The following is a 25,514-nucleotide window of genomic DNA, read 5'->3' as shown; positions in this document are numbered from 1 at the left end:
AAGGCCTGTGTCCAGGTCATTCGTTCAGGTGATGGACAGGGAATCCAGGGTGTCAAGGCAGGCCTATTCGCAGCGGTTCGGCGCCCCGACAAGCCCGTTCCCACAAGAGCCTCCGTCAACCGTATGTTCTGTGTGCGACAGCGCATGGTCCCCTAGCCGATTGCCCGTAGGTGCACGGCAAAGCGCTCGGCCAGCCACTGTGCCGCCGGCCCCAGTGGCTGGTCGCGGCGCCAGGCCAGTTCGGCCACCAGCGCCGGTGGCCGCCATTCGCTGTCCAGCTCGACCATCTGCGCCTGGTAGGTTGGGTATTGCACCACATGCCGCGGCAACCAGGCCCAACCCAGGCCGCGCATGAGCAACTCGGCCATGGCGTAGAAGCTGTCCGCGCGCCACACCTGCGGGCTGATCGCCTCTCCGCCTGGGTAGCCGCTTTGCTGCGGGGTGATCAGCAACTGCCGGTGACGCGCCAGTTGCTGGCGCGAGACCCGGCCCTGGCGGGCCAGGGGATGGTCCACGGCACAGACCGTGATCATCTCGACGCTGCCCAGGGCACGCCGCTCCAGCGAGGCCGGGATCTGCTCGTGATGGAAGAACAGCCCCAGGTCGGCGCGGCGCTCCACCAGCTTGCGCGCCACGTCGCCCTGGGCCCCGCTGGCCAGTTGCACTTCGAGAAACGGGTAGTGGCTGGCCAGCTCGTCCAGGCTGTCGATGACCGGCTGATACGGCATGGCCTCGTCCTGGGCGACCCGTAACTGGGCCTCCTGGCCACGCATCAGGGCCAGCGCGCGACCGTCCAGGCGCTCGCACTGGCGCAACAGTTCCCGGGCGTCCTCCAGCAATGCGGCGCCCCGCTCGGTCAGGCGCGGCTGGCGGCCGCTGCTGCGCTCGAACAGGACCACGCCCAGGTCGGTTTCCAGCAGGGCGATGGCATTGCTGATCGCCGACTGGGCCTTGCGCTGCTCGCGGGCGACAGCGGAAAACGAACGCAGCTCGGCAACCCGCACGAACAGGCGCAGTTGCTCCAGGTTCCAATGCTCGGCCATGCAAGCTATCTCCATAACAGATAGGTAATGACTTTACCGCATCCATGGAGCGTCTAGAATGCCAGCCCAGCAACGGAGGACCTGCACCATGAACGCCTACACCTACCTGGCCATCGCCATTTGCGCCGAAGTCATCGCCACCGCTTCCATGAAGGCGGTCAAGGGCTTGAGCACGCCGCTGCCGCTGCTGCTGATGGTCTGCGGCTATGCCGTGGCGTTCTGGATGCTGACCCTGGTAGTGCGCAGCATTCCGGTAGGCATCGCCTATGCGATCTGGTCGGGCCTGGGCATCGTGCTGATCAGCGCGGTGGCACTGGTGATCTATGGGCAGAAGCTGGACTTCCCGGCCATGCTCGGCATGGCCATGATCGTCGGCGGCGTGGTGGTGATCCAGGTATTCTCCCGGACCGCAGGGCACTGATCCGTATCCGGGGCTGCTTTGCAGCCCCAAATGGCAACTGCAAGCCCTGAGCCCGGCATTGGGAAGCCTGCCTTCACAGCCTGTATACTTGCCAGCTGTCCCAATCCTCGAGGTGCCCGCATGCCAACCGCCATTTCCACTGACGTGCTGATCGTCGGCGCTGGGGTCGCTGGCCTCTGGCTCAACGCCCGCCTGCGGCGCCTGGGCTATTCGACGGTGCTGGTGGAGCGCGCCAGCCTTGGCGGCGAACAGACCATCAAGTCCCAGGGCATCATCCATGGTGGCACCAAGTACGCGCTGCACGGCGCCCTGACCGGTGCCTCGGAGGCCATCGCCGACATGCCGCGGCGCTGGCGCGAGGCCCTGGCCGGCAGCGGCGAGCTTAACCTGGGCAACACCCGCCTGTTGTCCGATGCCCACTACCTCTGGTCCCCAGGCACCCTGGCAGGCAACCTCACCAGTTTCTTCGCCAGCAAGGCCGTGCGCGGCCGGGTCGACCAAGTCAAGGGCGAGCAACTGCCCCCCGCCCTGCAAGACCGCGCCTTCAAGGGCAAGGTCTACCGCCTGGCCGAGCTGGTCATCGATGTACCCAGCCTGCTCGCCAACCTGGCCGAGCTGGCCGGTGACAGCCTGCTGGCCGGCGAGCGCATCGAGCCGCTGCGCGAGGGCGGCGAACTGCTCGGCCTGCGCGTGGACGATCGCGAGATCCGCGCCCAGCGCATCGTGCTCAGCGCCGGTGCCGGCACCGAGGCACTGCTCCAGGCCCTGGGCCTGGAGCAGCCGGCCATGCAGCGCCGTCCCCTGCACATGGTCATGGCCAAGGGGCCGAACCTCAAGCCGCTCTATGCCCACTGCCTGGGCGGCGGGCCGAAGCCGCGGGTCACCATCACCACCCACCCGGCCGCAGACGGCCAGTGGGTCTGGTACCTCGGTGGCGACCTGGCCGAAGCCGACGGCGTGGCCCGCGAGCCGGCGGCGCAGATCGCCGCAGCGCAAAAGGAAATCGCCAACCTGCTGCCCTGGGTCGACCAGCGCCAGGTGCGCTGGGCCACCCTGCGGGTCGACCGCGCCGAGCCGGCGCAGTCCGGCCTGGTGCGCCCGGACAATGCCTTCCTGGCCGAGCAACAACGCCTGCTGGTGGGCTGGCCAACCAAGCTGGCCCTGGCGCCCGACTTCTGCGACCGTGTGCTGGCGAGCCTGGAGCGTGATGGCATCCGCCCAAGCGCGCAACCGAACCTTGCCGACCTGCCCCGCCCCGCGCTGGGCGTGCCTGCCTGGGAGCAACTGCTGCCATGAGCCTGCCGACCCTGCACGACTTCCACCGCCCGTTGGGCAGCACCGGCCTGACCGTGTCGCCCCTGGGCCTGGGCACGGTCAAGCTTGGCCGCGACCAGGGCGTCAAGTACCCCACCGGCTTCACCATCCCCGGCGACGACGAAGCCCGCCTGCTGCTGGCCCAGGCCCGTGAGCTGGGCATCAACCTGATCGACACCGCGCCGGCCTATGGCCGCAGCGAAGAACGCCTGGGCCCGCTGCTGCGTGGCCAGCGCGATGAGTGGGTGATCGTCAGCAAGGTGGGCGAAGAGTTCGAGAATGGCCAGTCGCATTTCGATTTCAGCGCCGCCCACACCCGACTTTCGGTGGAACGCAGCCTGCGCCGCCTGGAAACCGATCGCATCGACCTGGTGCTGGTGCACTCCGATGGCAACGACCTGGCGATACTCGAGCAGCAGGAGGTCTACCAGACTCTCGCCGCCCTCAAGCAGGAGGGCAAGATCCTCGGCTACGGCCTCTCCGGCAAGACCGTGGCCGGCGGCCTCAAGGCCCTGGAACAAGGCGACTGCGCCATGGTCACCTACAACCTCAACGAGCAGGCAGAACGCCCGGTACTGGACTACGCTGCCGAGCACGGCAAGGCCATCCTGGTGAAAAAGGCCCTGGCCAGCGGGCACGTTTGCCTGGCGCCTGGGGTCGATCCGGTGCAGGCCAGCTTCGAGCTGCTGTTCTCCCACCCTGGCGTGAGCAGTGCTATCGTCGGCACCATCAATCCGTTGCACCTGGCCCATAACGTGGCCACCGTCGCCCGCATCCTGGGCCAGTCTTGAGCCAACCACCAGGGCGCCCAACGCAAGGAGGAGCCTCGTGCCGCGCATGCTGATCCGCAAGAACCCGAGCAACTTCAAGACCTTGCCGCTGCATGTAGAAGCCACCCCCGACGGCCTGACCTACCAGAGCATCGGCATGCCGTTGAACTTCGCCCAGGTCCAGCAACGGCGCAAGGCCATCCAGTTGGCCGACACCGAGCGTTTCGTGGTGGAACTGGCCAACCTCGGCGTCTCGGTGCGCCTGACCCTGCACTGGCAGCACCGCGACTACTGGGTGCTGGTACGCCAGCGCCGGCAGGACCGTGGCGATGTGGTCTTGAAGCTGATCTCAGGCTACGTGCCCGCCCAGGAACTCAACCTGCCGCTGCACACCGCCATCCAGGAAGTGGCGGAGGAGTGCCTGCTGGAAACCCCCGAAGGCTGGCTCGGCGGGCGTTTCAACGACACCTGGCTGCCGGCGCCCTACGCCACCGCCCTGCACTACCGCGAGGCCCTGCCCTTCGTCCTTACACCCGAGTCCGGTGCCGCACGGCCGGTGCATTGCGCCAACCTGATGCTGCTGGAGCGGCCACGGGCCTACGTGCACCTGCCCACGGCATCGCTGCAACTGATCTACGACCTGCGCCTGCAGGTGCCCAGGGAAGCCAAGTCGCTGAGCCTGTTCCATGTCGACGAGCGGCTGGAGGGTGAGCACCTGGTGGCCCGGCTCAACCGCAAGCGCCCGGACCTGTACCTGATGCCGCTGAAGGACGGTCGGCCGCTGGCCGAGCTCTATACCTTGAAGAAGGACGAACTGGTGCCCGCCAGCACCCGTGGCCTGTACCTGGCCGAGAGCTTCGCCCGACAGGAGGGTTGGGTGGTGCAGGATGAGCGGGTGCGCTGGAAGGACTGGGTGAAACGGCAGGGGTTGGTGGAGCCGAAGCGGGAGCCGGCATCGCACCTGGAGCGCTTCGGTGAGAAAGCGCGGGAGTTGCTGGCCCGGGCACGGACCACCTTGCACAAGTGATCATGGGGCTGCTGCGCAGCCCATCGCCGGCAAGCCGGCTCCCACAGGTTTCCCGCTGGATTCAAGCCCTGCGCTCTATCTGTGGGAGATCATGCGCTGCGCTATCTGCGGTTTACGCAGGCCCTTGTGGGAGCCGGCTTGCCGGCGATGGGCCGCATTGCGGCCCCGGCACTCTCAGTGCTTGCGGATCTTCTCGACGATCGCCGTGGTCGAGCTGTTTTCCACCAGCCCCAGCACCTTCACCGTCCCGCCATAGGCCTTGACGATATCGGCGCCGACCACTTGGTCGATGCCATAGTCGCCCCCCTTGACCAGCACATCCGGCTTGACCTGGCGCAGCAGGTTCTCGGGCGTCCCCTCGGGGAAACTGATGACCCAGTCCACCGCACCCAGGCCGGCGAGCACGGCCATGCGCCGATCGACGCTGTTGATCGGCCGGCCCGGCCCCTTCAGGCGGCTGACCGAAGCGTCGTCGTTGACCGCCACGATCAGGCGGTCGCCCTGGGCACGTGCCTGCTCCAGGTAGGTCACGTGGCCGGCATGGAGAATGTCGAAGCAGCCGTTGGTGAAGACGATCGTCTCGTTGTGCGCCCGCGCATCGTCGATGGCCAGCAACAGCTGGTCGAGGGTCAACACGCCGCGCTCGGAGCCCTCCTCGCGCTGGATCGCCCGACGCAGTTCGGGGGCGCTGATAGCTGCAGTACCGAGCTTGCCGACCACGATGCCGGCAGCCAGGTTGGCCAGGGCGACCGCGTGGGGCAGGTCCTCGCCGGCGGCGATGGCCGCCGCCAGGGTGGAGATCACGGTATCGCCGGCACCGGTGACATCGAACACCTCGCGGGCACGTGCCGGCAAGTGCAGCGCCGGATGGCCGGTGCGCAGCAGGGTCATGCCATGCTCGCCACGGGTCACCAGCAAGGCGCCGAGCTCCAGATCGTGCAGCAGTTGCAGCCCCTTGGCGACCAGGTCGGCCTCGTCGACGCAGCGCCCGACGATGGTCTCGAACTCGCTCAGGTTCGGCGTGATCAGGCTGGCGCCCCGGTAGATGGAGAAGTCCTTGCCCTTGGGGTCGGCCAGCACCGGGATGCCCTTGGCCCGCGCCGCCTGGATCAGGCTCTGGTGGTTCTTCAGCGCGCCCTTGCCGTAGTCCGACAGCACCAGCACCTTGACGCCCTCGAGCAGGTCGTCGACTTCCTCCCCCAGCGACAATGGGTCGGTGGCGAAGGGTTCTTCGAAATCGATGCGCAGCAATTGCTGGTGGCGGCTCATGACCCGCAGCTTGACGATGGTCGGCTGGTGGGCGATGCGCTGGAAGATCGAACGCACGCCCGCGGCCTGCAAGCTGTTGGACAGGCTATCGGCGGCCTCGTCCTGGCCGGTCACGCCGACCAGCGCGGCCGGCGCACCGAGCGCGGCGATGTTCAGTGCGACGTTGGCCGCGCCGCCGGGGCGATCCTCGATCTGCTCGACCTTGACCACCGGCACCGGCGCTTCGGGAGAAATCCGCGAGGTACCGCCATGCCAGTAGCGGTCGAGCATGACATCGCCGACCACCAGTACCGGGGCTTGATCGAAACGCGGCATGGACAACTTCATGGGCAACCCAAATGGAAAAATGAACAGGGGCAGGATATTAGCACAGGGCAAGCGACGGCTTTATGGCCACCTGCGCTCGCGACAACTCCAGTGACAATCGGGGCCGGCCAGGCCCCGATTCAGTAGGCTTCAGGTGATATCGGCCTTTTCCGGCTGATCCAGGCCCATGGCATGCAGGCGGGCATAATGGCCATTTGCCTGGAGCAACTCGGCGTGGGTGCCGCGCTCCACCAGCCGGCCCTGATCCATGACCAGGATCTGGTCGGCCTTCTCGATGGTCGACAGGCGATGGGCGATCACCAGGGTGGTGCGGCCTTCCATCACATGGTCGAGCGCGGCCTGGATGTGGCGCTCGGACTCGGTATCCAGGGCCGAGGTGGCCTCGTCGAGGATCAACAACGGCGCGTTCTTCAACAGGGCACGGGCGATCGCCAGGCGCTGGCGCTGGCCGCCGGACAGCAGTACGCCGTTCTCGCCGACCTGGGTGTCGAAGCCCTGGGGCAACTGGTCGACGAACTCCTTGGCGTAGGCATCGGCAGCCGCGGCCTCGATGGCCTCGCGCGGCGCACCGGCCAGGTCGCCATAGGCGATGTTGTTGGCGACCGTGTCGTTGAACAGGGTCACGTGCTGGGTCACCTGGGCCACGTGGCGGCGCAGGTTGCGCAGGCGGTAGTTCTCGATCTCCACGCCATCGAGCAGGATCTGCCCCTTGTCATGGTGATAGAAGCGTGGAATCAGCCCGGCCAGGGTCGACTTGCCGCTGCCGGAGCGACCGACCAGGGCGATCATCTGCCCAGGCTCGGCGGTAAAGCTGATGTCGCTCAGCACCTCGCGCTCGGTGCCTGGGTAGGTGAAGCTGAGGTTGCGCACCTCCAGGCGACCTTCGACCCGCTCCATCTCCACGGTGCCGGCATCCACCTCCGGCTGCTCGTCCAGTTGCTCGAAGATGCTCTCGGCACCGGCCAGGCCTTTCTGGATGGTCGAGCTGACTTCCGACAACTGGCGAATCGGCTTGGGCAACAGGCCCGCCGCCGTGATGTAGGCGACCAGGTCGCCCGCAGAGGCATCGCCCCGCAGGAACAGCACCAGGAACATCAGCGCCGCCATGGCGCTGTAGATCACCAGTTGCAGCAACGGCGTGTACAGCGCGCCGGTCTTGGTCATGCGCAGCTGCTTGTCGGTATTGCCCTGGCTGGCCTGCTGGAAGCGCCGCTCCTCGTAGGCCTCGCCACCGAAGCTGCGCACCACGCGGTAGCCCTGGATGGTCTCGGAGGCAACGTGGGTCACGTCGCCCATGGCCACCTGGATCTTCTTGCTCTGCTTGCGGAACTTCTTGCTGGCGGTGCTCACCATCAGGGCGATGATCGGCAGGATGGCGACCATCACCAGGGTCAGCTTCCAGTTCATCCACAACAGGTAGGCGAACAGGAAGACCACGGTCAGGCCCTCGCGGATCACCACCTTGATCGCATCGGTGGCGGCGCCGGTGACCATGGTCACGTTGAAGGTGATCCGCGAGATCAGGTGCCCGGAGTTGTGGTTGTCGAAATAGCGGTTGGGCAGTACCAGCAGCTTGTTGAACAGCTCCACCCGCAGGTCGTGCACCAGGCACAGGGATACCTTGGCCAGGAAATAGTTGCCCAGGAACGAGCCCAGCCCCTGCCAGGCGGCGATCAGGATGATCAGCAGCGGCACCGCCTGCAGCAGCTGCAGGTCGCGCAGGTAGGGCACGTCGGGGAACAGCACCGCTTGCGGATTGCTCAGCCCATCGACGAAGTACTTGAGGATCCCGGCCAGCATCGGCTGGGTCGAGGCGAAGATCACGAAACCTACGATGCTCAGCAGGAAGATGCCAATGTAGGGTTTCACGTAGCCCAGCAGCCGGAAGTAGATCTTCAGGCTGGAGGCATGCTCCGCGGTTCGCGGTGTTTCGGCCATCATCGAACTCGCTGTTCAGGTTGAACCGGAAATTTTACCACAGGCTCGATCCTCGGCACGCACCCAGGGCAACAACATCGCCAGCCCCACCGGCAGCCAGCTGATGAACCACTCGGCACGCGGCGTGTCGGTCAGGCTCGCGGCGTCGAACTGCATGGCCAGGGTGGCGAACACCCAGAACGCCAGCAGGGCCTTGCCGAACGCCGTATGGCGGACCCGCACGATCTCGCCTAGGGTGAACAGCCATACCGCTGTCCATAGCAGCAGGCCTGGCAGGCCAAGCTCCACGGCAACGTGGGTGAACATGTTGTGGGTATGGTCGAAGGACTTGCCGAACGCCTCGACCCGATAGACCTCGCCCAGCCCCAAGCCGGTCCAAGGGTGCTCGGCGATCATCTGCAACGCCGACTGGAACAGCTCTGGACGGAAGGACGCCCCACGGCGCAGGATCAGCTCGTGCATCACGCCGAAAGCAACGACGGTGGCGACCAGGGCCAGGATGGCATACAGGCCGCTCTTGCGGTCACGGAACCACAGCGGCGCCAGGACCACGGTCATGACCAGCGCCAGGGCCGCCCCGCGACTCTGGCTGAACACCACGAACGCGCCCAGACAGGCCAGCGCCACGGCCCAGGCGACTTGCAGGCCACGCTGTCGGGGTACGTCGTAAAGCGTCCAGAAGATCGCGGCGGCAATGACATAGGCGCCCAGGATAGGGTGGGAGATCTCGCCGATCCCCTCCAGGCGAGCCGTCAGTCGATTTGGCTGCAGGCCATAGTAATGAACGATCGACGCCAGCGCGGCCACTGCCAGCAGGGCGCCCCCCATGCGTAGCAGGGCCTGGCAGCGCGCCAGGCCAGCCTGGGCCAGGAGAGGAAAGGCGAGGAGAAACAGCAGGATGTACAGCAGCCTCTTGGCGTCCCGCCCGGGCTGCTCGGAGGCCGACCAGGCCAGGCTCACGGCGCTCCAGCCAACCAGCAACGCGACGCCGATCCACAGGGCGGGCTGACGGCGCCAGGCCTCCACCAGCACGCGGCGCGCAGGCCAGGCCAACAGCAGCGTCGGCAACCAGAGAAAGAGGATGAGCCCCTGCTGGTAGAGCTTGTTGCTGGGCGCCAGGGCAATCCCTCCCAAAAACCAGACAAAGCCGAGCCCAAACCAGGCCTGGGCCCAGCGATTCTGATACGACATCCATTCCCCCCGGTAGATCAACAAGACACCATCATGGTGCTACAGCTTCAAATTCGGCATTATGGCCGGTCATTTTCGCTTGCAAGACGACAAGGCCCTATCCATGCAATGCTCCCGGCTCTCCCAAGTCGACTTCGATCAGCTGACACTCGGCGCCAAGGTTCTAGAGGCAGATAGCTATGGCGCTAAAGTCTACCTGCTCGGCGATGGAAATATCCTGAAGGTTTTTCGTCGCAAGCGGCTGATTTCATCTGCGCTGCTACGCCCGTACTCGCAGCGCTTCGTCGACAACGCCAGGCGCCTGGCCCAGCTGGGCATTCCAACGCTCGAGGTGATCAGCCAGTACAAGCTGCCAATGCCTGGGCGCACGGCCGTGCTCTACCGCCCGCTGCCGGGCGAGACGCTGCTGCAGTTGTCGCGCCAAGAGGGTTTCAGCTGGGACGAGTACCTGCCCCAGTTGATCGAACTGGTCCGCCGCTTGCACCGTTCAGGGATCTACTTTCGCTCGCTGCACCTGGGCAACGTGGTCGTCACCCCCGAGCAGCGCTTGGGCCTGATCGACGTGGCGGACATGCGTTTCCTGCGCCCACCGCTGTCGGCGCGCATGGTACGGCGTAACGTGCAGCACCTGGCCAGCTATATCGAGCGGGAGAAACTCGCCGACCGCTTCCCCCTCGCCGACTTCCAGGCGGCCCTGCTCGGGCGCTGAACCTCAGCGGCGCAGCAAATTGGCCGAACCCTGGCGAAATGCCTGCCAGGCCAGCTCCGGCGCCAGGGCCTGGCGTTGCTGGCCGGCCGTGTCGCTGGCGTCGAGCGTGACGCAGCGCTCGATCGCCGCAGTCCAGGCGGCTTCGTCGCCGATCGGCAGGTAATAGCCCGCCTCGCCCAATTGCTCGCGAAATACCGGCAGGTCGCTGCACAACACCGGCACGTCGGCCAGCACGGCTTCCTGTAGCACGAGCCCCAGGCCCTCTGACCGTGAGGGCACGAGCAGCCAGTCGAAGGCCCGGTACAACTGCGACATGTCCGGTCGGTAGCCGCAGAACCACACGCTCCCCCCCAGCCCCAGCGCCTCGCTGCGTGCCACCAGGTGCGCTTTCAGTTCACCCTCGCCGAGAATCGCCAACTGGATGTCCGGTTGCTGCGCCCGCGCCTTGGCGAATGCTTCGATCAGCATCTCGAACCCCTTGCTCTCGACCAACCGCCCCACCGCACCGAACAGGCGACCAGGGTTTGCGGGCAAGGCCAGGGAGCGCCGGGCCGACGCCTGATCGAGCAACCCGTCGGCGAACGCCCGGGGGTCGAGCGCGATACGCAGGGTCTGCACTGGACACCCAAGGGTCTGTTCCAGCTCCCGGGCGAGCGTGCGGGACACCGCGGCGACGCTCAGGCGCTCGACACCCACGTCACACAGCAAACGGATATCCCGGCGGCGCAGGCGGGTCGAGCCATGGAACAGCACCGTCGCCCGTACATTCGGCAGATGGCGCAACAACGGCAGTACCAGACGGGCGACGCCCAGGCCATCGAGCAACAGCACGTCGGCCTCGGCCTGCTCCAATGCCTTGCGCAGACGCAGGCGCAGCCACGGCCGCAACAGCCGCCAGAAGTACCGTCCCTTGAGCGCGCGCTGTGGCATGTGCCACTCACGCGTGGTGCCGAGGCCGCAGCACAGGCCATCGCCAAGCAGCAACCAGTTGCTGATGCGGGCATCGTCACCGGCGTGCTTGAGCATTTGCCGGTGGACCTCATGCACGGAGATATACGGAGCTCCGCCCGACCACATCACGTTGACGATGTTCATCGGAATAGCTCCCTTGCACCTGGCAGGCTATCTGCCAGGCCAGCAGATTCAGTGAACAAGAAAACCGATTCCCGTACCAATCAAGACCCCTGCCACCAATACCGCTGCCAGCCTGACCCGGTCGCGCTGTCGTCGCTTGGCCTTGCGCTGGACCTCCTCGGGGACGGTCACGTGGCTACCAAAGCCCGTGTGCAGCACCGCGTCACCCTCCAGGGTGATGGCGGTCAGGTTCAATTCAGCGTAGCGCCGCGACAGCGCTTTTTCACCGGCATAATCAGCGAAAGGCGCACAACGCTGGTAATCGCTCAGCCTGCGCAGGCCTGGATTGAGCGAGAAGGCTTGCCACTCGGCCTTGTCCGAGAGCAGCGGGTAGCAGGGTACGCCGGCGATCACCTGGCGATCGCCGAGGTGGATGTAGGGGCTGTGGATCGCCAGGTCATGGGCATGGCTGCGCAACCAGACCTGCAGCACGTCCGGGCTCGCTTCCAGGATGGCCCGTGAGTCCTCGACGAAGCCCTGCCGGTAGAACCGCCAGTCATCCTCGCAGTGAAAGATGTAGGGCGTCTTGACCCGGCCATAGGCCAGGTCGATCGAGGCCAGTTGGCCCAGCTTCGGCCGGTTGACGAACACCGTGCAGTGATCCTTCCAGTGCGCGGGCACCGCGTCGTGCACGGCATCGTCGCCGGAGTCCTCGGTAATGAAGACTTCGCGTATGGGCGCCGTGTTGTAGCGGTCGAAACTCTCCAGGGTTTCCTTGAGCAGGTCGAAGCGCCCGCAACTGGTCACCACCAGGGTAATGTCACTGTTTTCCGAGAAGCGCACGGGGCTCCCTCCACCTTACGGTCTTGAATTGTTGATGCCCAACCCCCGGGACCTGCGATTCGTCACTCACAGCCCAAGCCTCAGGCGCAGGCGCTGCCATCCCGTCAGCGGCGGGTGTGGCCTCAATGGAGGGGTCATGTGTTCGACGATGCTACGCCCAACCTGGGCAAAGCTGAAACGCGAAACCGCCAGCTCGCGTCCATTCGCGGCGATTCGCTCGGTCAACGCAGGGTCTGCCCGTAAAAGCCGGAGCTTCTCCTGCAATACAGGGATGCTGTCGTACAGCACCACGCTGTGCATGTCCTGCAAGCCCAGGGCGCGATTCTCCTCCTCGCCCTGGTCGAACGCCAGCAAGACACAGCCGCACGCCATCGCTTCGAAGTTCTTGATCATGTATTCGCCCATGCCGACATCGGCACTGACGAAGAAGCGGATGCGGTTGAGGGTGTTGCAGTAGTCCTCACCCGAGTTGGTGCGGGTCACCACCAGGTTCTCCACCCGCCCCAGTTCGTCCAGCAGCGCCTTGCGCCCACTGTAGGCCACGCTCTTGGTACTGCCGACGAACGCCAGTTCGATATCGCGTTCACGCCCCTGGTCGCTGAGCAGTTGCTCATCGTAGCCCTTGGGCACGAACACCGCGTCGAAGCCCTCCTCGCGCAGGCGCTCGCTGACACGGTAGCCGGAACTGATCACCCGCGCCCAGGGCAGCTTGCGGTAATGCGCGCTGAACTTGCCGGTGTATTTGCAAGGGATGTAGTTCTGGTAGGCGTCATGCTCGAGGATCACCAGGTTCGGCACCGTGCGGATGAAGCCGGCCTGACGCATCTCCTGCTTGAAGCGCAGGAAGAAGACGATGCGGTCGTAGCGCGAGACATCCACCTCGCGCCGGAAATAACGGCGCAGGTTGCGCTGGTCCTCGCTGCTCAGCCAGCGCAGGTCGCAATCGCAGTTCGCCGCGACGCCATCGTACAGCCGGTCGAGGATTGCCCGCTGTTCTTTCTGCACCAGAAATAGGACTTTCATGGCTTTCCTTGGGCTCTTTGCGTCAGACGCTCAATCATAGGTGGCACTCAGGAGTCTCGGCGCCAGAACAATTCGTGCCGGCGCACCGCCTTGCGGAAGAACTCGTTCTCCCCGTACGGCGATGGGCGGCGCCCTGCCAACCAGCGCTGCAAGGCCCGGCGCACGCGACGCTTGAACGGTGCGGGCGGCTGCAGGTCGTGCATCATGCCCAAGGCCATGGCCTTGTCGCGCTGGGTCGGCACGTCCAGGACCAGGCTGCAGGGGGCCCAGGCCTGGTCGGCATGCAGTTGCGGCGGCAACGCCACGCCATCGCCGCTGTCGCCCATGGGCCAGCGGTCGTTGTCATGCAGGTGGTTGGCGTAGCAGAGTACGGTTTCCGGTTGCCAGGCCAAGCCCTGCAAGGCCTCGAGCACCGCCGCCCGGGCACACAGGTGGTCGGGGTGCGGGTCGAGCTGCGGATGGGGCATGACCAGTACCTGCGGCCTGGCCCGCTCCAGCAGGACGCGTAGGTCGGCCAACAGGTTGTTCCAGGTCGGCGCACCGTCGGCATCGGCTGGCAGCGCAAACGGATTGAAACGGCGGAATGGGCGAATATCGGCCATGTCAGCCTCACGCGAGTCCACGGGCTGGTCGGGCGCCGCCTGCATGGCCGGCAGTTGCAGGCAGAAGTAACCCAGTTGCACGCAGCGCGACTCGGGCACGCCAGCCCAGCGTGGCACGGCGATGCTGTCCCAGGCCCGCAGTCGCCCTTTCAGCCGTGCGGCCTCGGCCTTGGCCATGCCCATCCGCTGGTAATGCTCGGCTTCGATTTCACCGGCGGTCAAGGTCACCACCCAGGCTTCGTCGGCCTGGCTGTACAACCCGTAGGCGGCCAGCTCGGCATCGTCGGCATGGGGGGCGATGACCATGACTCGGCGTTGGCGCAGCTCGACACCCGGTGCAATCCACAACCGTGGCGCCCCCACCAGCCGGCAGTGCCGTCCCCGCAGCCGCAGGGTGCCCGCCATCAGGGGGGCCGCCAGGCCGGTCAGGTTGAGAAAGCGCACACCCTCGACCCCGCGTTCGAACGTCTGCCGGTCACCCTGCCCCTCTGCAAGCAGTTCGACCTGCGGATCGAGCAGGCGGCCCAGCCAGGTGCTCTTCACCCGGACCTCGAGGACCAGCGTCTCGTCCCCGGCCAGCGCGGCATCTACCTCGAGCAGGCCGCCGCGCAGGGTCACGGACGCCTCGCGGGTCTGCTCACCGAAGCGGTACTCGTAGTCCTCGGCCGGGGAATAGAACAGGTGATCGGCGAACCAGGCCTCGTGGGCCACCCAGATCAGCGGCAGCAGTACCAGCGGCAGCCACCAGTACGTGGCGACCCCGAGCACGACCAGCAGGACCAGGCCCGCCAGCAGGCCGAAGCGCTTGTTGCGCCGGTGGCGCCTGAGCAGCGCCTGCTTGCGGCTCATGCCTGGAACACCGGCACAGGGTTGCACCAGCGGTCCTTGTACTCGCGGTCGGCACGACCGAACGAGAACCGCAGCGGCTTGTTGCGGGCGCGGGCATCCTCCCAGGCGGCCTGGGTATTGAGGAAGCTCAGCACGCTGCCGGGGCTGAAGGCCTTGGTTTCAGGGTCGACGCCGCCATTGACGTACTCGACGCTGATCCATTCCGGCGCCTCGACCCGGTACACCAGCTGGATGGCGATGGGTGCGCCTTCGAGCAACAGCACCGAACCGATCATCAGCTCGCGCAAACGCTCCAGCACCTCTGCCATGCGCGCAGCGCCAGTGGCCGGAAAGCCCCAGCGCCGCTGGAACAGGTCGCAGTACATGGCGGCGAGCTGCGCGGCGCTGAAGTCGCCGATCGGTCGCACCTGGCCGCCCGCCTCTTCCAGCAGGCGCAGCTCGCGACGCTGGTTGTAGCGGAACTTCTTCGACAGGTCTTCGTGGGGGCGGGCCATGGCCAACTGCTCGGGCTGCGCCTTGAGGCCGGTGAAACGCCCCTGGTTCAGCTCGGACAGGTAGCGCCCGGCGTGCCGCAGCGGCGCACCGGCGTCGGCGGCGGCCGGCAGGATGATCTCCGCATTGCCCAGGTCGAACAGCCCCTTCTTGCCCATGCGCTTGAGCACGTCCTTGGACAGCGCCAGGTGGCGTCCCCAGGTAGGAATGGCGGCCTTGAGCTCGCCATCCTGTCGCCAGCCCAGGTAGCGCACCGGGATTTGCGCCAGGTCGGCCAGTTGCTCGACCACCAGGGGGTGCGTCGCCACGCTGCCGCCGAAACGCTGCCAGGCGGCGGCATAGTCTGCTGGGTCGATGGCCTGCCAGCCGCGTTCGCGAAAGGCCTGGATATGATTGAGCATCACGCCTGCACCACCAACGCGCGCACCTGCGCAAGCTGCCAGAATGCCTCGCGCACGGCCTGGTCGCTGAAGCGCTCGCGCAGGCGTTGCAGCATGTGCTCGGCGCACGCCTGGCGCTGTGCCTCGTCCAGCCCTGCCAGGTGCTGCAGGCCCTGGGCCAACTGCCCGGCATCGCCCAAGGGGAACAGCACGCCCACGCCCTCGACCACCTCGCGGGCACCACCGCAGGCCGTGGCCAGCAGCGGGACTCCAGCAACCATGGCCTCCAGCAGGACCATGCCGAACGGCTCGTGGTCGGAGCTCAGGGCGAACACATCGAACGCCTGGAAATAACGGCGGGCATCGGCCACCTGGCCGAGGAAGTCCACCTGCCCGGCGATCCCCAGTGCCGCGGCCTGGGCCTTGAGTTTGTCTTCCAGGCGGCCTTGGCCCAGCAGCACCAGGCGGGCGCTGGCCGGCAGGCCCGGCAGCGCCTCGGCGAAGCCACGCAGCAGGGTGGCCTGGTCCTTGTCAGGGTGCAGGCGACCGACGTTGCCGACGATCCAGGCCTGCGGGTCGAGGCCCAACGCACGGCGCGCCTCGTCACGCGGCACGAGGGCTGCCTGCAGGGCCTCGACGTCGATGCGGTTGTACAAGGTCTGGATACGCTCGGCGGGCCACGTGGGCAGGCAGCGACGCATGTCGTCGCGCACCGCGTCCGAGACCCCGAGCAGGCTCAGGCGTTTGCGAAAGAGGTTGGCGAACAGCCGCCGCCCGCCGCGTGCGTAGTCGCCGAAGGCATGGTGCACGCCGATCACCGGCAGGCCGGTGGCCAGCAGCGTCACGTAGATGGGCTTGAAGCGGTGGGCGATGCAGAAGCTGAAGTTGCGCTCGGCAGCGATCTTGCGCAGCGCCTGGATGGCACCCAGCTTCAGCCCGCGTACAGCCTTGGAACTGAACGCCAGGAACAAGACCTCGTCGGACGCGCAGCCGGCGGCTACCCGTGGGTCGGCCTTGCCAGTGAGAAAGACCGTGGTGACCCGGTAGCCCGTGCCCTGGAACAGACTGGCGTATTGACGGGCGCAATCGAGGAAAGGCCCGTCATAGCCATGGCAGAACTGCAGGATGCGCTGTTCAGAGCGGTTGGTCATAAGGCGCCGCGCCATCCTTGACCACCAGGATGTCTTCCATGATCAGGTACTGCAGGTCCGAGCCGAAGAACATGTTCAAGGCATCGGTCGGCGAGCAGATCATGGGTTCGCCACGACGGTTGAGCGAGGTGTTCAGCGACACGCCGTTGCCGGTCAGGTCTTCGAGGGCCTTCATCATGTCGTAGTAGCGCGGGTTGTACTCCCGCTTGAGCACCTGGGCGCGCGACGTGCCGTCCTCGTGGACCACTTCCGGGACACGGGTCTTCCACTCCTCGGCGACTTCGAAGGTGAACGTCATGAACGGTGCCGGATGGTCGACCTTGATCATCTGCGGTGCGACGGTGTCGAGCATCGACGGGCAGAATGGTCTCCAGCGCTCGCGGAACTTGATCTGCTCGTTGATCCGGTCGGCCACGCCCGGCACGCTCGGGCAACCGATGATCGAGCGGCCGCCCAGGGCACGCGGGCCGAACTCCATGCGGCCCTGGAACCAGGCCACCGGGTTGCCATCGACCATGATCTTGGCGATGCGCTGGGGCATGTCGTCGATCTTGCGCCACTTCGGCGCGCTTGGGTGGCGGGCGCAGGCGGCGATCACGTCTTCGTTGGAATACGAAGGACCGAGGTAGACGTGCTCCATCTTCTCGACCGGCACGCCACGGGCATGGGACACATAGGCCGCCGCACCGACCGCGGTACCGGCGTCACCGGAGGCAGGCTGGACGAACAGCTCCTTGACGTCCGGGCGGGCGATGATCTTCTGGTTCAGCTTGACGTTCAGCGCACAACCGCCGGCGAAGGCCAGCTTGCCGGTCTGCTTGAGGATATCGCCCAGGTAATGGTCGATCATCTGCAGGGCCAGCTTCTCAAACAGCGCCTGCATACTCGCCGCATAGTGGATGTACGGCTCGTCGGCGATGTCGCCCTCGCGCTTGGGGCCAAGCCATTCGATGAGCTTGGGCGAGAAGTAGAAGCCCTTGCCCTTCTCTTTATAGCGACGCAGGCCGATGACGTTGGCGTATTCGGTGTTGATCACCAGTTCGCCATTCTCGAAGCTGGCCAGGCGGGAGAAGTCGTACTTGCTGGCATCGCCGTACGGGGCCATGCCCATGACCTTGAACTCGCCGTCGAGCATCTCGAAGCCGAGGAACTCGGTGATCGCGCCGTACAGGCCACCGAGCGAGTCCGGGTCGTAGAATTCCTTGATCTTGTGGATACGGCCGTTTTCACCGTAGCCGAAGAAGGTGGTGGCGTACTCGCCCTTGCCGTCGATGCCGAGGATCGCGGTCTTTTCCTGGAAGCCCGAGCAGTGATAGGCGCTGGAAGCGTGGGCCAGGTGGTGCTCGACCGGCTCGATCTTGATCTTTTTCGGATCGAAGCCCAGTTGCTCCAGACACCAGACGATCTTCTTGCGGTAGCGCTTGTAGCGGCGGTTGCCCATCAGGATCGCATCGAGCGCGCGGTCAGGGGCGTACCAGTAGCGCTTGGCGTAGTGCCAACGGGCCTTGCCGAACAGGCTGATCGGGGCGAACGGAATGGCCACCACGTCGACGTCGGACGGCTTGATGCCGGCCTGCTCCAGGCAGAACTTCGCCGACTCGTAGGGCATGCGGTTCTTCGCATGCTTGTCACGCACGAAGCGCTCTTCTTCGGCGGCGGCAACCAGCTTGCCGTCGATGTACAGGGCCGCGGAAGGGTCATGGCTAAGGGCGCCGGACAGGCCAAGAATCGTCAATGCCAAGGGTCTAGCCTCTTCATTCGGTAGAAATGCGCCGCCGGCTCGCGGGCGGACGGCGACTAAAGAGCGGGATTATAACGCAAAGCGCTGTGTGCGGATGCCTCTGCGAGGGCTGCGCCTTCGATTGCGGGCCTGCACCAATGCCGGGGCCGCTTCGCGCCCCAAAGAGGTCTACAGGCTACTCCGCGATCAACCAGTCCATCCGCCAGCTACCCGCCGTCTGCGCCAGCTCCTTGGCCAGCCAAGGCAGCAACTCGCGCAGTTCCTCTTCCAGCCCCCAAGGCGGGTTGGCGATGGCCAGGCCCGAGCCATTGAGCCCCTGCGGGCTGTCCTGGTGGTGCACGTACAGCTCTGCGCGCAGCAGCTTGGGCGCACCGGTGCTGGTCAGGTCCTGGTAGAAGCGGGTCAGCGAGCGCTGGTCCTTGATCGGGTACCAGATCGCGGCGACGGTCTGGCGCATGCGCCCGATCGCCTCCTTCATCGCCACGGTGCAGCGCTTGAGCTCGTCGGGCTGCTCGAATGGTGGGTCGACCAGCATGATCGCGCGCTTCTCCTGCACCGGCAGCAGGGCCCGCGGCACGTGCCAGCCCTCGCCCAGGTGAACGACGACCCGTGGGTCCTTCTTCATGTTCTCCTTGAGCAGCGGCCCGTCCTCGGGGTGCTTCTCGTTGAGCAGGGCGCGGTCCTGCTGGCGCATCAAGCGCCGGGCCAGCTCTGGCGAGCCAGGGTAGTAGCGCAGCTCACCGTCGGCGTTCAGGCGCTTGACGATGCGCAGGTAGTCGGTGGTGATGGCCGGCAGGTCGTCGCGGTTCCACAGCCGGGCGATACCTTCGAGGTATTCGCCGGTGCGCGTCGCCTGGTCGCCCTGCAGGTCGTACAGCCCCAGGCCGGCATGGGTATCGAGGTAGGCGAACGGCTGCTCCTTGCGCGACATCAGGGCGATGAGGCGGGTCAGCACGATGTGCTTGAAGACGTCGGCATGGTTGCCGGCGTGGAAGGCGTGACGATAGTTCATGGCAACTCCTGCGAAGCCGGCAAGTTTACCTTGTCGCGCCGACGCCGTCAGGTCGCGCCCGCCGAAACGACAGCGGCCCGCGTCTCGGCGAGGCGCGGGCCGCTTCAGGCAGGCGTCAGCGAAACATCACTTGCCGATATGGTAGGCCTCGTCGGCCTTCTCGAAGCTCGAGACCATGCTGGCCGAAGGACGCCCCAGCTTGCTCACCACGACGATGGCGAGGGTCGCCAGCAGGAAGCCCGGGATGATTTCGTACAGACCCAGGCCGACATAGTTCTTCCACACGATCACGGTCACGGCACCGACCAGGATACCGGCCAGGGCGCCGTTGCGGGTCATGCCCTTCCACAGCACAGAGATCAGCACCACCGGACCGAAGGCGGCGCCGAAGCCGGCCCAGGCGTAGGCCACCAGGCCCAGCACGCGGTTCTCAGGGTTGGCGGCCAGGGCGATGGCGATCAGGGCCACGGCCAGGACCATCAGGCGGCCGACCCAGACCAGCTCGACCTGGGAAGCGTTCTTGCGCAGGAAGGCCTTGTAGAAGTCTTCGGTCAGGGCACTGGAGCACACCAGCAGCTGGCAGCTCAGGGTACTCATCACCGCCGCCAGGATGGCCGACAGCAGTACACCGGCGATCCATGGGTTGAACAGGATCTTCGCCAGCTCGATGAACACACGCTCGTGGTTCTCGGTGACCGGGCCGGCCAGGCCAGGGTTGGCCGAGAAGTAGGCGATACCGAAGAAGCCCACGGCGCAGGTGCCGGCCAGGCACAGAATCATCCAGGTCATGGAGATGCGGCGGGCGTTGGCGATCGACTTGACCGACTCGGCGGCCATGAAGCGCGCCAGGATGTGCGGCTGGCCGAAGTAGCCCAGGCCCCAGCCCAGCAGCGAGATGATGCCGATGAAGGTGGCGCCGCGGAACATGTCGAAGTTGGCCGGGTTCTGCGCCTCGATGGCGAGGAACGTGGTGTCGAAGCCGCCAGTGGAGATCAGCACGATGATCGGGGTGAGGATCAGCGCGAAGATCATCAGCGAGGCCTGCACGGTGTCGGTCCAGCTCACCGCCAGGAAGCCACCGACGAAGGTGTAGGCGATGGTCGCCGCGGCACCGGCCCACAGGGCGGTCTCGTACGACATGCCGAAGGTGCTTTCGAACAGGCGGGCGCCGGCGACGATGCCGGAAGCGCAGTAGATGGTGAAGAACACCAGGATGACGACGGCCGAGATCACCCGCAGCAGGCCGCTCTTGTCTTCGAAACGGCTGGTGAAGTAGTCCGGCAGGGTCAGGGCGTCGCCGTTGTACTCGGTCTGCACGCGCAGGCGGCCGGCCACGAACAGCCAGTTCAGGTAGGCGCCGATGGTCAGGCCGATGGCGATCCAGGCCTCCGAGAGGCCCGACAGGTAGATGGCGCCCGGCAGGCCCATCAGCAGCCAGCCGCTCATGTCGGAAGCGCCGGCGGAGAGCGCGGTGACCACGCTGCCGAGGCTACGGCCGCCGAGGATGTAGTCGGAGAGGTTCTTGGTGGAGCGATAGGCCACGAAGCCGATCAGCACCATTGCCGCGATGTAGACCACGAAGGTGATCGTGAGTGGATTGCCCATGGTTGTGCCCTGGCGTTTGTTTTTATCTCTTGCGAACCGCCTCGGTAAAGGTGGTTGCACCCAGGCGGCGCATCCTATGCAACAACACGAACAGGGTGCAACCATTTTTCAATGCCAAGTTGCACCTGGACGCACCTTTTCAGAAAAAGTGCCTTTTTTGCTCCTTTTCGGAGCATACGGCACGTTTTTCATAAGAAAACGCACCGACAACGACCTTTTTCGCCATGTGGGAAATACCACCGGACGAGTTGCACCTTTTCCTCCAAAAAAACGGGTTGCACCCGGTTGCACCCGAATTGTCCTACAGCTAATCTTGCCGACAGCTTAGGCCACACCCGTGGCAATATCGAGGAATAAGAAATGGCGACGACCACCCTTGGGGTCAAACTCGACGACCCGACCCGTGAGCGACTCAAAGCCGCTGCGCAGTCCATCGACCGCACACCGCACTGGCTGATCAAGCAAGCGATCTTCAGCTACCTGGAGAAGCTCGAGGGTGGCGCCACCCTGACCGAACTCAACGGCCAGGCCGGTCACCCGGCCGACGATGCCGGGGAAATCCAGCCCGACCACAGCCACCAGTGCTTCCTCGAGTTCGCCGAGAGCATCCTGCCGCAGTCGGTGCTGCGCTCGGCCATCACCGCCGCCTACCGCCGCCCGGAACAGGAAATGGTGCCGATGCTGCTGGAGCAGGCCCGCCTGTCGGCCGCCCAGGCCGAGGCCACCAACAAGCTGGCCTCCGGCATCGCCGAGAAGCTGCGCAACCAGAAGAGCGCCAGCGGCCGTGCCGGCATCGTCCAGGGCCTGCTGCAGGAGTTCTCCCTGTCGTCCCAGGAGGGCGTGGCCCTGATGTGCCTGGCCGAAGCCCTGCTGCGCATTCCCGACAAGGGCACCCGCGATGCCCTGATCCGCGACAAGATCAGCACCGGCAACTGGCAGCCGCACCTGGGCAACAGCCCGTCGCTGTTCGTCAATGCCGCCACCTGGGGCCTGCTGCTGACCGGCAAGCTGGTTTCCACCCACAACGAATCCGGCCTGACCTCCTCGCTCACCCGCATCATCGGCAAGAGCGGCGAACCGATGATCCGCAAGGGCGTCGACATGGCCATGCGTCTGATGGGCGAGCAGTTCGTCACCGGCGAGACCATCGCCGAGGCCCTGGCCAATGCCAGCCGCTTCGAGTCCAAGGGTTTCCGCTATTCCTACGACATGCTCGGCGAAGCCGCACTGACCGAGCACGACGCACAGAAGTACCTGGCTTCCTACGAGCAGGCGATCCACTCGATCGGCAAGGCGTCCCACGGCCGTGGCATCTATGAAGGCCCGGGCATCTCCATCAAGCTGTCGGCCCTGCACCCGCGCTACAGCCGCGCCCAGTACGAGCGTGTGATGGAAGAGCTGTACCCACGCCTGCTGTCGCTGACCCTGCTGGCCAAGCAGTACGACATCGGCCTGAACATCGATGCCGAGGAAGCCGACCGCCTGGAGCTGTCCCTGGACCTGCTCGAGCGCCTGTGCTTCGAGCCTGCGCTGGCCGGCTGGAACGGTATCGGCTTCGTCATCCAGGCCTACCAGAAGCGCTGCCCGTACGTGATCGACTACGTCATCGACCTGGCCAAGCGCAGCCGCCACCGCCTGATGATCCGCCTGGTCAAGGGCGCCTACTGGGACAGCGAGATCAAGCGCGCCCAGGTCGAAGGCCTGGAAGGCTACCCGGTGTACACCCGCAAGGTGTACACCGACGTGTCCTACATCGCCTGCGCACGCAAGCTGCTGTCGGTACCGGATGCCATCTACCCGCAGTTCGCCACGCACAACGCCCACACCCTGTCGGCCATCTACCACATTGCCGGTCAGAACTATTACCCGGGCCAATACGAGTTCCAGTGCCTGCACGGCATGGGCGAGCCCCTGTACGAGCAGGTGGTGGGCAAGGTTTCCGAAGGCAAGCTGAACCGCCCGTGCCGCGTCTACGCGCCGGTCGGCACCCATGAGACCCTGCTGGCCTACCTGGTGCGCCGCCTGCTGGAAAACGGCGCCAACACCTCGTTCGTCAACCGCATCGCCGACCACTCGATCTCCATCCAGGAACTGGTCGCCGACCCGGTCGTCAGCATCGAGCGCATGGCCACCCAGGAAGGCGCCATCGGCCTGCCGCACCCGCGCATCCCCCTGCCGCGTGACCTCTACGGCAGCGAGCGGGCCAACTCGGCCGGCATCGACATGGCCAACGAACACCGCCTGGCGTCGCTGTCCTGCGCCATGCTGGCCACCGCGCACAACGACTGGAAAGCCACCCCGCTGCTGGCCTGCGCCGCCAGCGAGCAGGCTGCCGCGCCGGTGCTCAACCCGGCCGACCACCGCGACGTGGTGGGCCATGTGCAGGAAGCCACCGTCGCCGACGTCGACAACGCCATCCAGTGCGCCCTCAATGCCGCGCCGATCTGGCAGGCCACCCCGCCGGCCGAGCGTGCTGCGATCCTCGAGCGCACCGCCGACCTGATGGAAGCCGAGATCCAGCCGCTGATGGGCCTGCTCATCCGCGAGGCCGGCAAGACCTTCGCCAACGCCATCGCCGAAGTACGCGAGGCGGTGGACTTCTTGCGCTACTACGCGGTGCAGGCACGCAACGACTTCAGCAATGACGCCCACCGCCCGCTGGGCCCGGTGGTGTGCATCAGCCCGTGGAACTTCCCCCTGGCGATCTTCACCGGCCAGGTAGCCGCTGCCCTGGCCGCCGGCAACCCTGTCCTGGCCAAGCCTGCCGAGCAGACCCCGCTGGTCGCCGCCCAGGCCGTGCGCCTGCTGCTGGAAGCCGGCATTCCGCAAGGCGTGCTGCAGCTGCTGCCAGGCCGTGGCGAGACCGTCGGCGCCGGCCTGGTCGGCGACGAGCGGGTCAAGGGCGTGATGTTCACCGGCTCCACCGAGGTGGCGCGCCTGCTGCAACGCAACATCGCTGGCCGCCTGGATGCCCAGGGCCGCCCGATCCCACTGATCGCCGAGACCGGCGGCCAGAACGCCATGATCGTCGACTCCTCGGCCCTGACCGAGCAGGTGGTGATCGACGTGGTGTCCTCGGCCTTCGACAGCGCCGGCCAGCGCTGTTCGGCGCTGCGCGTGCTGTGCCTGCAGGAAGACTCCGCCGACCGCGTGATCGAGATGCTCAAGGGCGCCATGGCGCAGAACCGCCTGGGCAATCCGGAGCGCCTGCCGGTGGACATCGGCCCGGTGATCGACGCCGAGGCCAAGGCCGGCATCGAGAAACACATCCAGGGCATGCGCGAGAAAGGCCGCTCGGTCTACCAGGTGGCCATCGCCGATGCCGAGGAATGCAAGCGCGGCACCTTCGTCATGCCGACCCTGATCGAACTGGAAAGCTTCGACGAGCTCAAGCGCGAGATCTTCGGCCCGGTGCTGCATGTGGTGCGCTACAACCGTCGTAACCTCGACCAGTTGATCGAGCAGATCAACGCCTCCGGCTACGGCCTGACCCTGGGCGTGCACACCCGCATCGACGAGACCATCGCCAAGGTGGTGGACAACGTCAACGCCGGCAACATGTACGTCAACCGCAACATCGTCGGTGCGGTGGTCGGCGTGCAGCCGTTCGGTGGCGAAGGCCTGTCTGGCACCGGCCCGAAAGCCGGCGGCCCGCTGTACCTGTACCGCCTGCTGTCGACCCGCCCGGCCGACGCCATCGCCCGTCACTTCCAGCGTACCGACGGTGACAGCAAGATCGACGGCGCCCTGCGCGACCAGTTGATCAAGCCGCTGCACACCTTCAAGACCTGGGCCGACAGCAGCCAGCTGACGGGCCTGGCCGAGCTGTGCGAGCAGTTCGCCGAGCAGTCCCAGAGTGGCATCACCCGCGTGCTGCCCGGCCCGACCGGCGAGCGCAACACCTACACCGTGCTGCCGCGCGAGCACGTGCTGTGCCTGGCCGACAACGAAGCCGATCTGCTGGCCCAACTGGCAGCCGTACTGGCCGTCGGTAGCTCGGCGGTGTGGGTCGATGGCGAGCCAGGCAAGGCCCTGCGCGCCCGCCTGCCGAAGGAGCTGCAAGCGAAGGTCAAGCTGGTGGCGGATTGGAACAAGGATGAAGTCGCGTTCGACGCGGTCATCCACCACGGCGACTCCGACCAACTGCGCCGCGTCTGCGAGCAGGTGGCCAAGCGTGCCGGGGCGATCGTGGGCGTGCATGGGCTGTCCAGCGGCGATCACCAGATTGCGCTGGAGCGTTTGGTGATCGAGCGGGCGGTGAGTGTGAACACCGCTGCGGCGGGGGGTAACGCCAGCTTGATGACCATTGGCTGACGGTCGTTGAATGGAAGAAGGAGAGCTTAGGCTCAATGTCAGTCAGTTAAGCGGCGCTTTGTCATTTTTGGGGCTACCTTGCAGCCCATCGCCGGCAAGCCGGCTCCCACAGGGACCGCGGCGACACACATGTGCGGTTTGCACGGACAGTGTGGGAGCCGGCTTGCCGGCGATGGGGCGCGAAGCGGCCCCAAATGACAACTGAAAGTCTTAACTGACCGGCATTGAGCTTAGGCTCTCCTTTTTTTGGCCAAGCCACGAAAGCGGGTCTTCACATAACCGAACTGGCGCTTGATCTCCCGGAACGGGTGCTTGACCTTCGCACATACCTGGGCTTCTGACTTTTCAATATTGCGCCTGGCCTTGTAAAGCGCACTGCGTTTTATCAAATGCTTGTAGGTACTGCGTCTACACTGGCA

The 25,514-nt window shown here is 65.9% G+C and carries 19 protein-coding genes and 1 pseudogene; 6 read left to right on the top strand and 14 right to left on the bottom strand.

Annotation, left to right across the window (positions count from 1 at the left end; genetic code table 11):
• Positions 1–152 precede the first annotated feature (152 nt).
• On the bottom strand, positions 153–1,043 hold the full coding sequence (locus tag ACDI39_RS20275) for a LysR family transcriptional regulator (RefSeq protein ID WP_225788918.1): 891 nt from the start codon (positions 1,041–1,043) through the stop codon (positions 153–155).
• An 88-nt stretch (positions 1,044–1,131) separates the two neighbouring features.
• Here ACDI39_RS20275 and ACDI39_RS20270 point away from each other — a divergent pair, with 88 nt between their 5' ends.
• From ACDI39_RS20270 to ACDI39_RS20255, 4 genes are all read left to right on the top strand, one after another.
• Positions 1,132–1,464, top strand: a complete 333-nt coding sequence (locus ACDI39_RS20270; protein WP_225788917.1) for a DMT family transporter — start codon at positions 1,132–1,134, stop codon at positions 1,462–1,464.
• 120 nt (positions 1,465–1,584) lie between these two features.
• The gene (locus tag ACDI39_RS20265) at positions 1,585–2,760 is read left to right on the top strand and encodes an NAD(P)/FAD-dependent oxidoreductase (protein WP_225788916.1); all 1,176 of its coding nucleotides are present in this window, start codon (positions 1,585–1,587) and stop codon (positions 2,758–2,760) included.
• Positions 2,757–3,569, top strand: coding sequence for an aldo/keto reductase (locus ACDI39_RS20260; protein ID WP_225788915.1), 813 nt, complete (start codon positions 2,757–2,759; stop codon positions 3,567–3,569). Before ACDI39_RS20265 ends, ACDI39_RS20260 begins: the two co-directional genes overlap by 4 nt.
• 37 nt (positions 3,570–3,606) lie before the next feature.
• On the top strand, positions 3,607–4,575 hold the full coding sequence (locus ACDI39_RS20255; RefSeq protein WP_225788914.1) for a metal ABC transporter ATPase: 969 nt from the start codon (positions 3,607–3,609) through the stop codon (positions 4,573–4,575).
• Between the two features lie 174 nt (positions 4,576–4,749).
• Here the strand turns inward: ACDI39_RS20255 and hldE are convergent, their stop codons facing one another.
• The 3 genes from hldE to ACDI39_RS20240 all read right to left on the bottom strand — a co-directional run bounded on the left by hldE (position 4,750) and on the right by ACDI39_RS20240 (position 9,300).
• Positions 4,750–6,171, bottom strand: coding sequence for a bifunctional D-glycero-beta-D-manno-heptose-7-phosphate kinase/D-glycero-beta-D-manno-heptose 1-phosphate adenylyltransferase HldE (gene hldE / locus ACDI39_RS20250; RefSeq protein WP_225788913.1), 1,422 nt, complete (start codon positions 6,169–6,171; stop codon positions 4,750–4,752).
• 129 nt (positions 6,172–6,300) lie between these two features.
• On the bottom strand, positions 6,301–8,109 hold the full coding sequence (gene msbA / locus ACDI39_RS20245; RefSeq protein WP_225788912.1) for a lipid A export permease/ATP-binding protein MsbA: 1,809 nt from the start codon (positions 8,107–8,109) through the stop codon (positions 6,301–6,303).
• Positions 8,110–8,124: 15 nt separating this feature from the next.
• Positions 8,125–9,300: an O-antigen ligase family protein gene (locus ACDI39_RS20240; protein ID WP_225788911.1), complete on the bottom strand. Its 1,176-nt coding sequence runs from the start codon at positions 9,298–9,300 to the stop codon at positions 8,125–8,127.
• Between the two features lie 103 nt (positions 9,301–9,403).
• Between ACDI39_RS20240 and ACDI39_RS20235 the strand changes: the two genes are divergently transcribed.
• A complete protein-coding gene (locus ACDI39_RS20235; protein WP_225788910.1) occupies positions 9,404–10,009 on the top strand; it encodes a BUD32 family EKC/KEOPS complex subunit in 606 nt (201 codons plus the stop codon).
• Positions 10,010–10,012: 3 nt separating this feature from the next.
• On the opposite strand, the gene ACDI39_RS20230 is transcribed toward ACDI39_RS20235, so the two are convergent.
• The 9 genes from ACDI39_RS20230 to putP form a co-directional block, all read right to left on the bottom strand.
• On the bottom strand, positions 10,013–11,104 hold the full coding sequence (locus tag ACDI39_RS20230; protein ID WP_225788909.1) for a glycosyltransferase: 1,092 nt from the start codon (positions 11,102–11,104) through the stop codon (positions 10,013–10,015).
• A 48-nt stretch (positions 11,105–11,152) separates the two neighbouring features.
• Positions 11,153–11,926 carry a glycosyltransferase family 2 protein gene (locus ACDI39_RS20225; RefSeq protein ID WP_225788908.1) on the bottom strand — a complete coding sequence of 258 codons (774 nt, stop codon included), beginning with the start codon at positions 11,924–11,926 and terminating at the stop codon, positions 11,153–11,155.
• A gap of 66 nt (positions 11,927–11,992) precedes the next feature.
• A complete protein-coding gene (locus tag ACDI39_RS20220; protein ID WP_225788907.1) occupies positions 11,993–12,949 on the bottom strand; it encodes a glycosyltransferase family protein in 957 nt (318 codons plus the stop codon).
• A 47-nt stretch (positions 12,950–12,996) separates the two neighbouring features.
• Entirely contained in the window at positions 12,997–14,400 is a 1,404-nt protein-coding gene (locus ACDI39_RS20215) for a PIG-L deacetylase family protein (RefSeq protein WP_225788906.1), read from the bottom strand.
• A complete protein-coding gene (locus ACDI39_RS20210) occupies positions 14,397–15,293 on the bottom strand; it encodes an antimicrobial resistance protein Mig-14 (protein WP_225788905.1) in 897 nt (298 codons plus the stop codon). The genes ACDI39_RS20215 and ACDI39_RS20210 overlap by 4 nt, the downstream gene beginning before the upstream one ends.
• Entirely contained in the window at positions 15,293–16,423 is a 1,131-nt protein-coding gene (locus ACDI39_RS20205; RefSeq protein WP_225788904.1) for a glycosyltransferase, read from the bottom strand. Before ACDI39_RS20205 ends, ACDI39_RS20210 begins: the two co-directional genes overlap by 1 nt.
• Positions 16,407–18,164 carry a carbamoyltransferase family protein gene (locus ACDI39_RS20200; RefSeq protein WP_225788903.1) on the bottom strand — a complete coding sequence of 586 codons (1,758 nt, stop codon included), beginning with the start codon at positions 18,162–18,164 and terminating at the stop codon, positions 16,407–16,409. The genes ACDI39_RS20205 and ACDI39_RS20200 overlap by 17 nt, the downstream gene beginning before the upstream one ends.
• Positions 18,165–18,339: 175 nt before the next feature.
• Entirely contained in the window at positions 18,340–19,176 is an 837-nt protein-coding gene (locus ACDI39_RS20195) for a 23S rRNA (adenine(2030)-N(6))-methyltransferase RlmJ (protein ID WP_225788902.1), read from the bottom strand.
• 126 nt (positions 19,177–19,302) lie between these two features.
• Positions 19,303–20,781, bottom strand: a complete 1,479-nt coding sequence (gene putP / locus ACDI39_RS20190) for a sodium/proline symporter PutP (protein WP_225788901.1) — start codon at positions 20,779–20,781, stop codon at positions 19,303–19,305.
• A 360-nt stretch (positions 20,782–21,141) separates the two neighbouring features.
• Here putP and putA point away from each other — a divergent pair, with 360 nt between their 5' ends.
• Entirely contained in the window at positions 21,142–25,095 is a 3,954-nt protein-coding gene (putA, locus tag ACDI39_RS20185; protein WP_253167880.1) for a trifunctional transcriptional regulator/proline dehydrogenase/L-glutamate gamma-semialdehyde dehydrogenase, read from the top strand.
• A gap of 245 nt (positions 25,096–25,340) precedes the next feature.
• Here putA and ACDI39_RS20180 read toward each other — a convergent pair.
• A pseudogene (locus tag ACDI39_RS20180) lies at positions 25,341–25,505 on the bottom strand (IS5/IS1182 family transposase); the annotation flags it as partial.
• Positions 25,506–25,514 lie beyond the last annotated feature (9 nt).

Source organism: Pseudomonas sp. Tun-23181, assembly GCF_057415455.1.
Note: the sequence above shows the minus strand (reverse complement) of the source record. Positions and strands in the feature narration are given on the sequence as shown.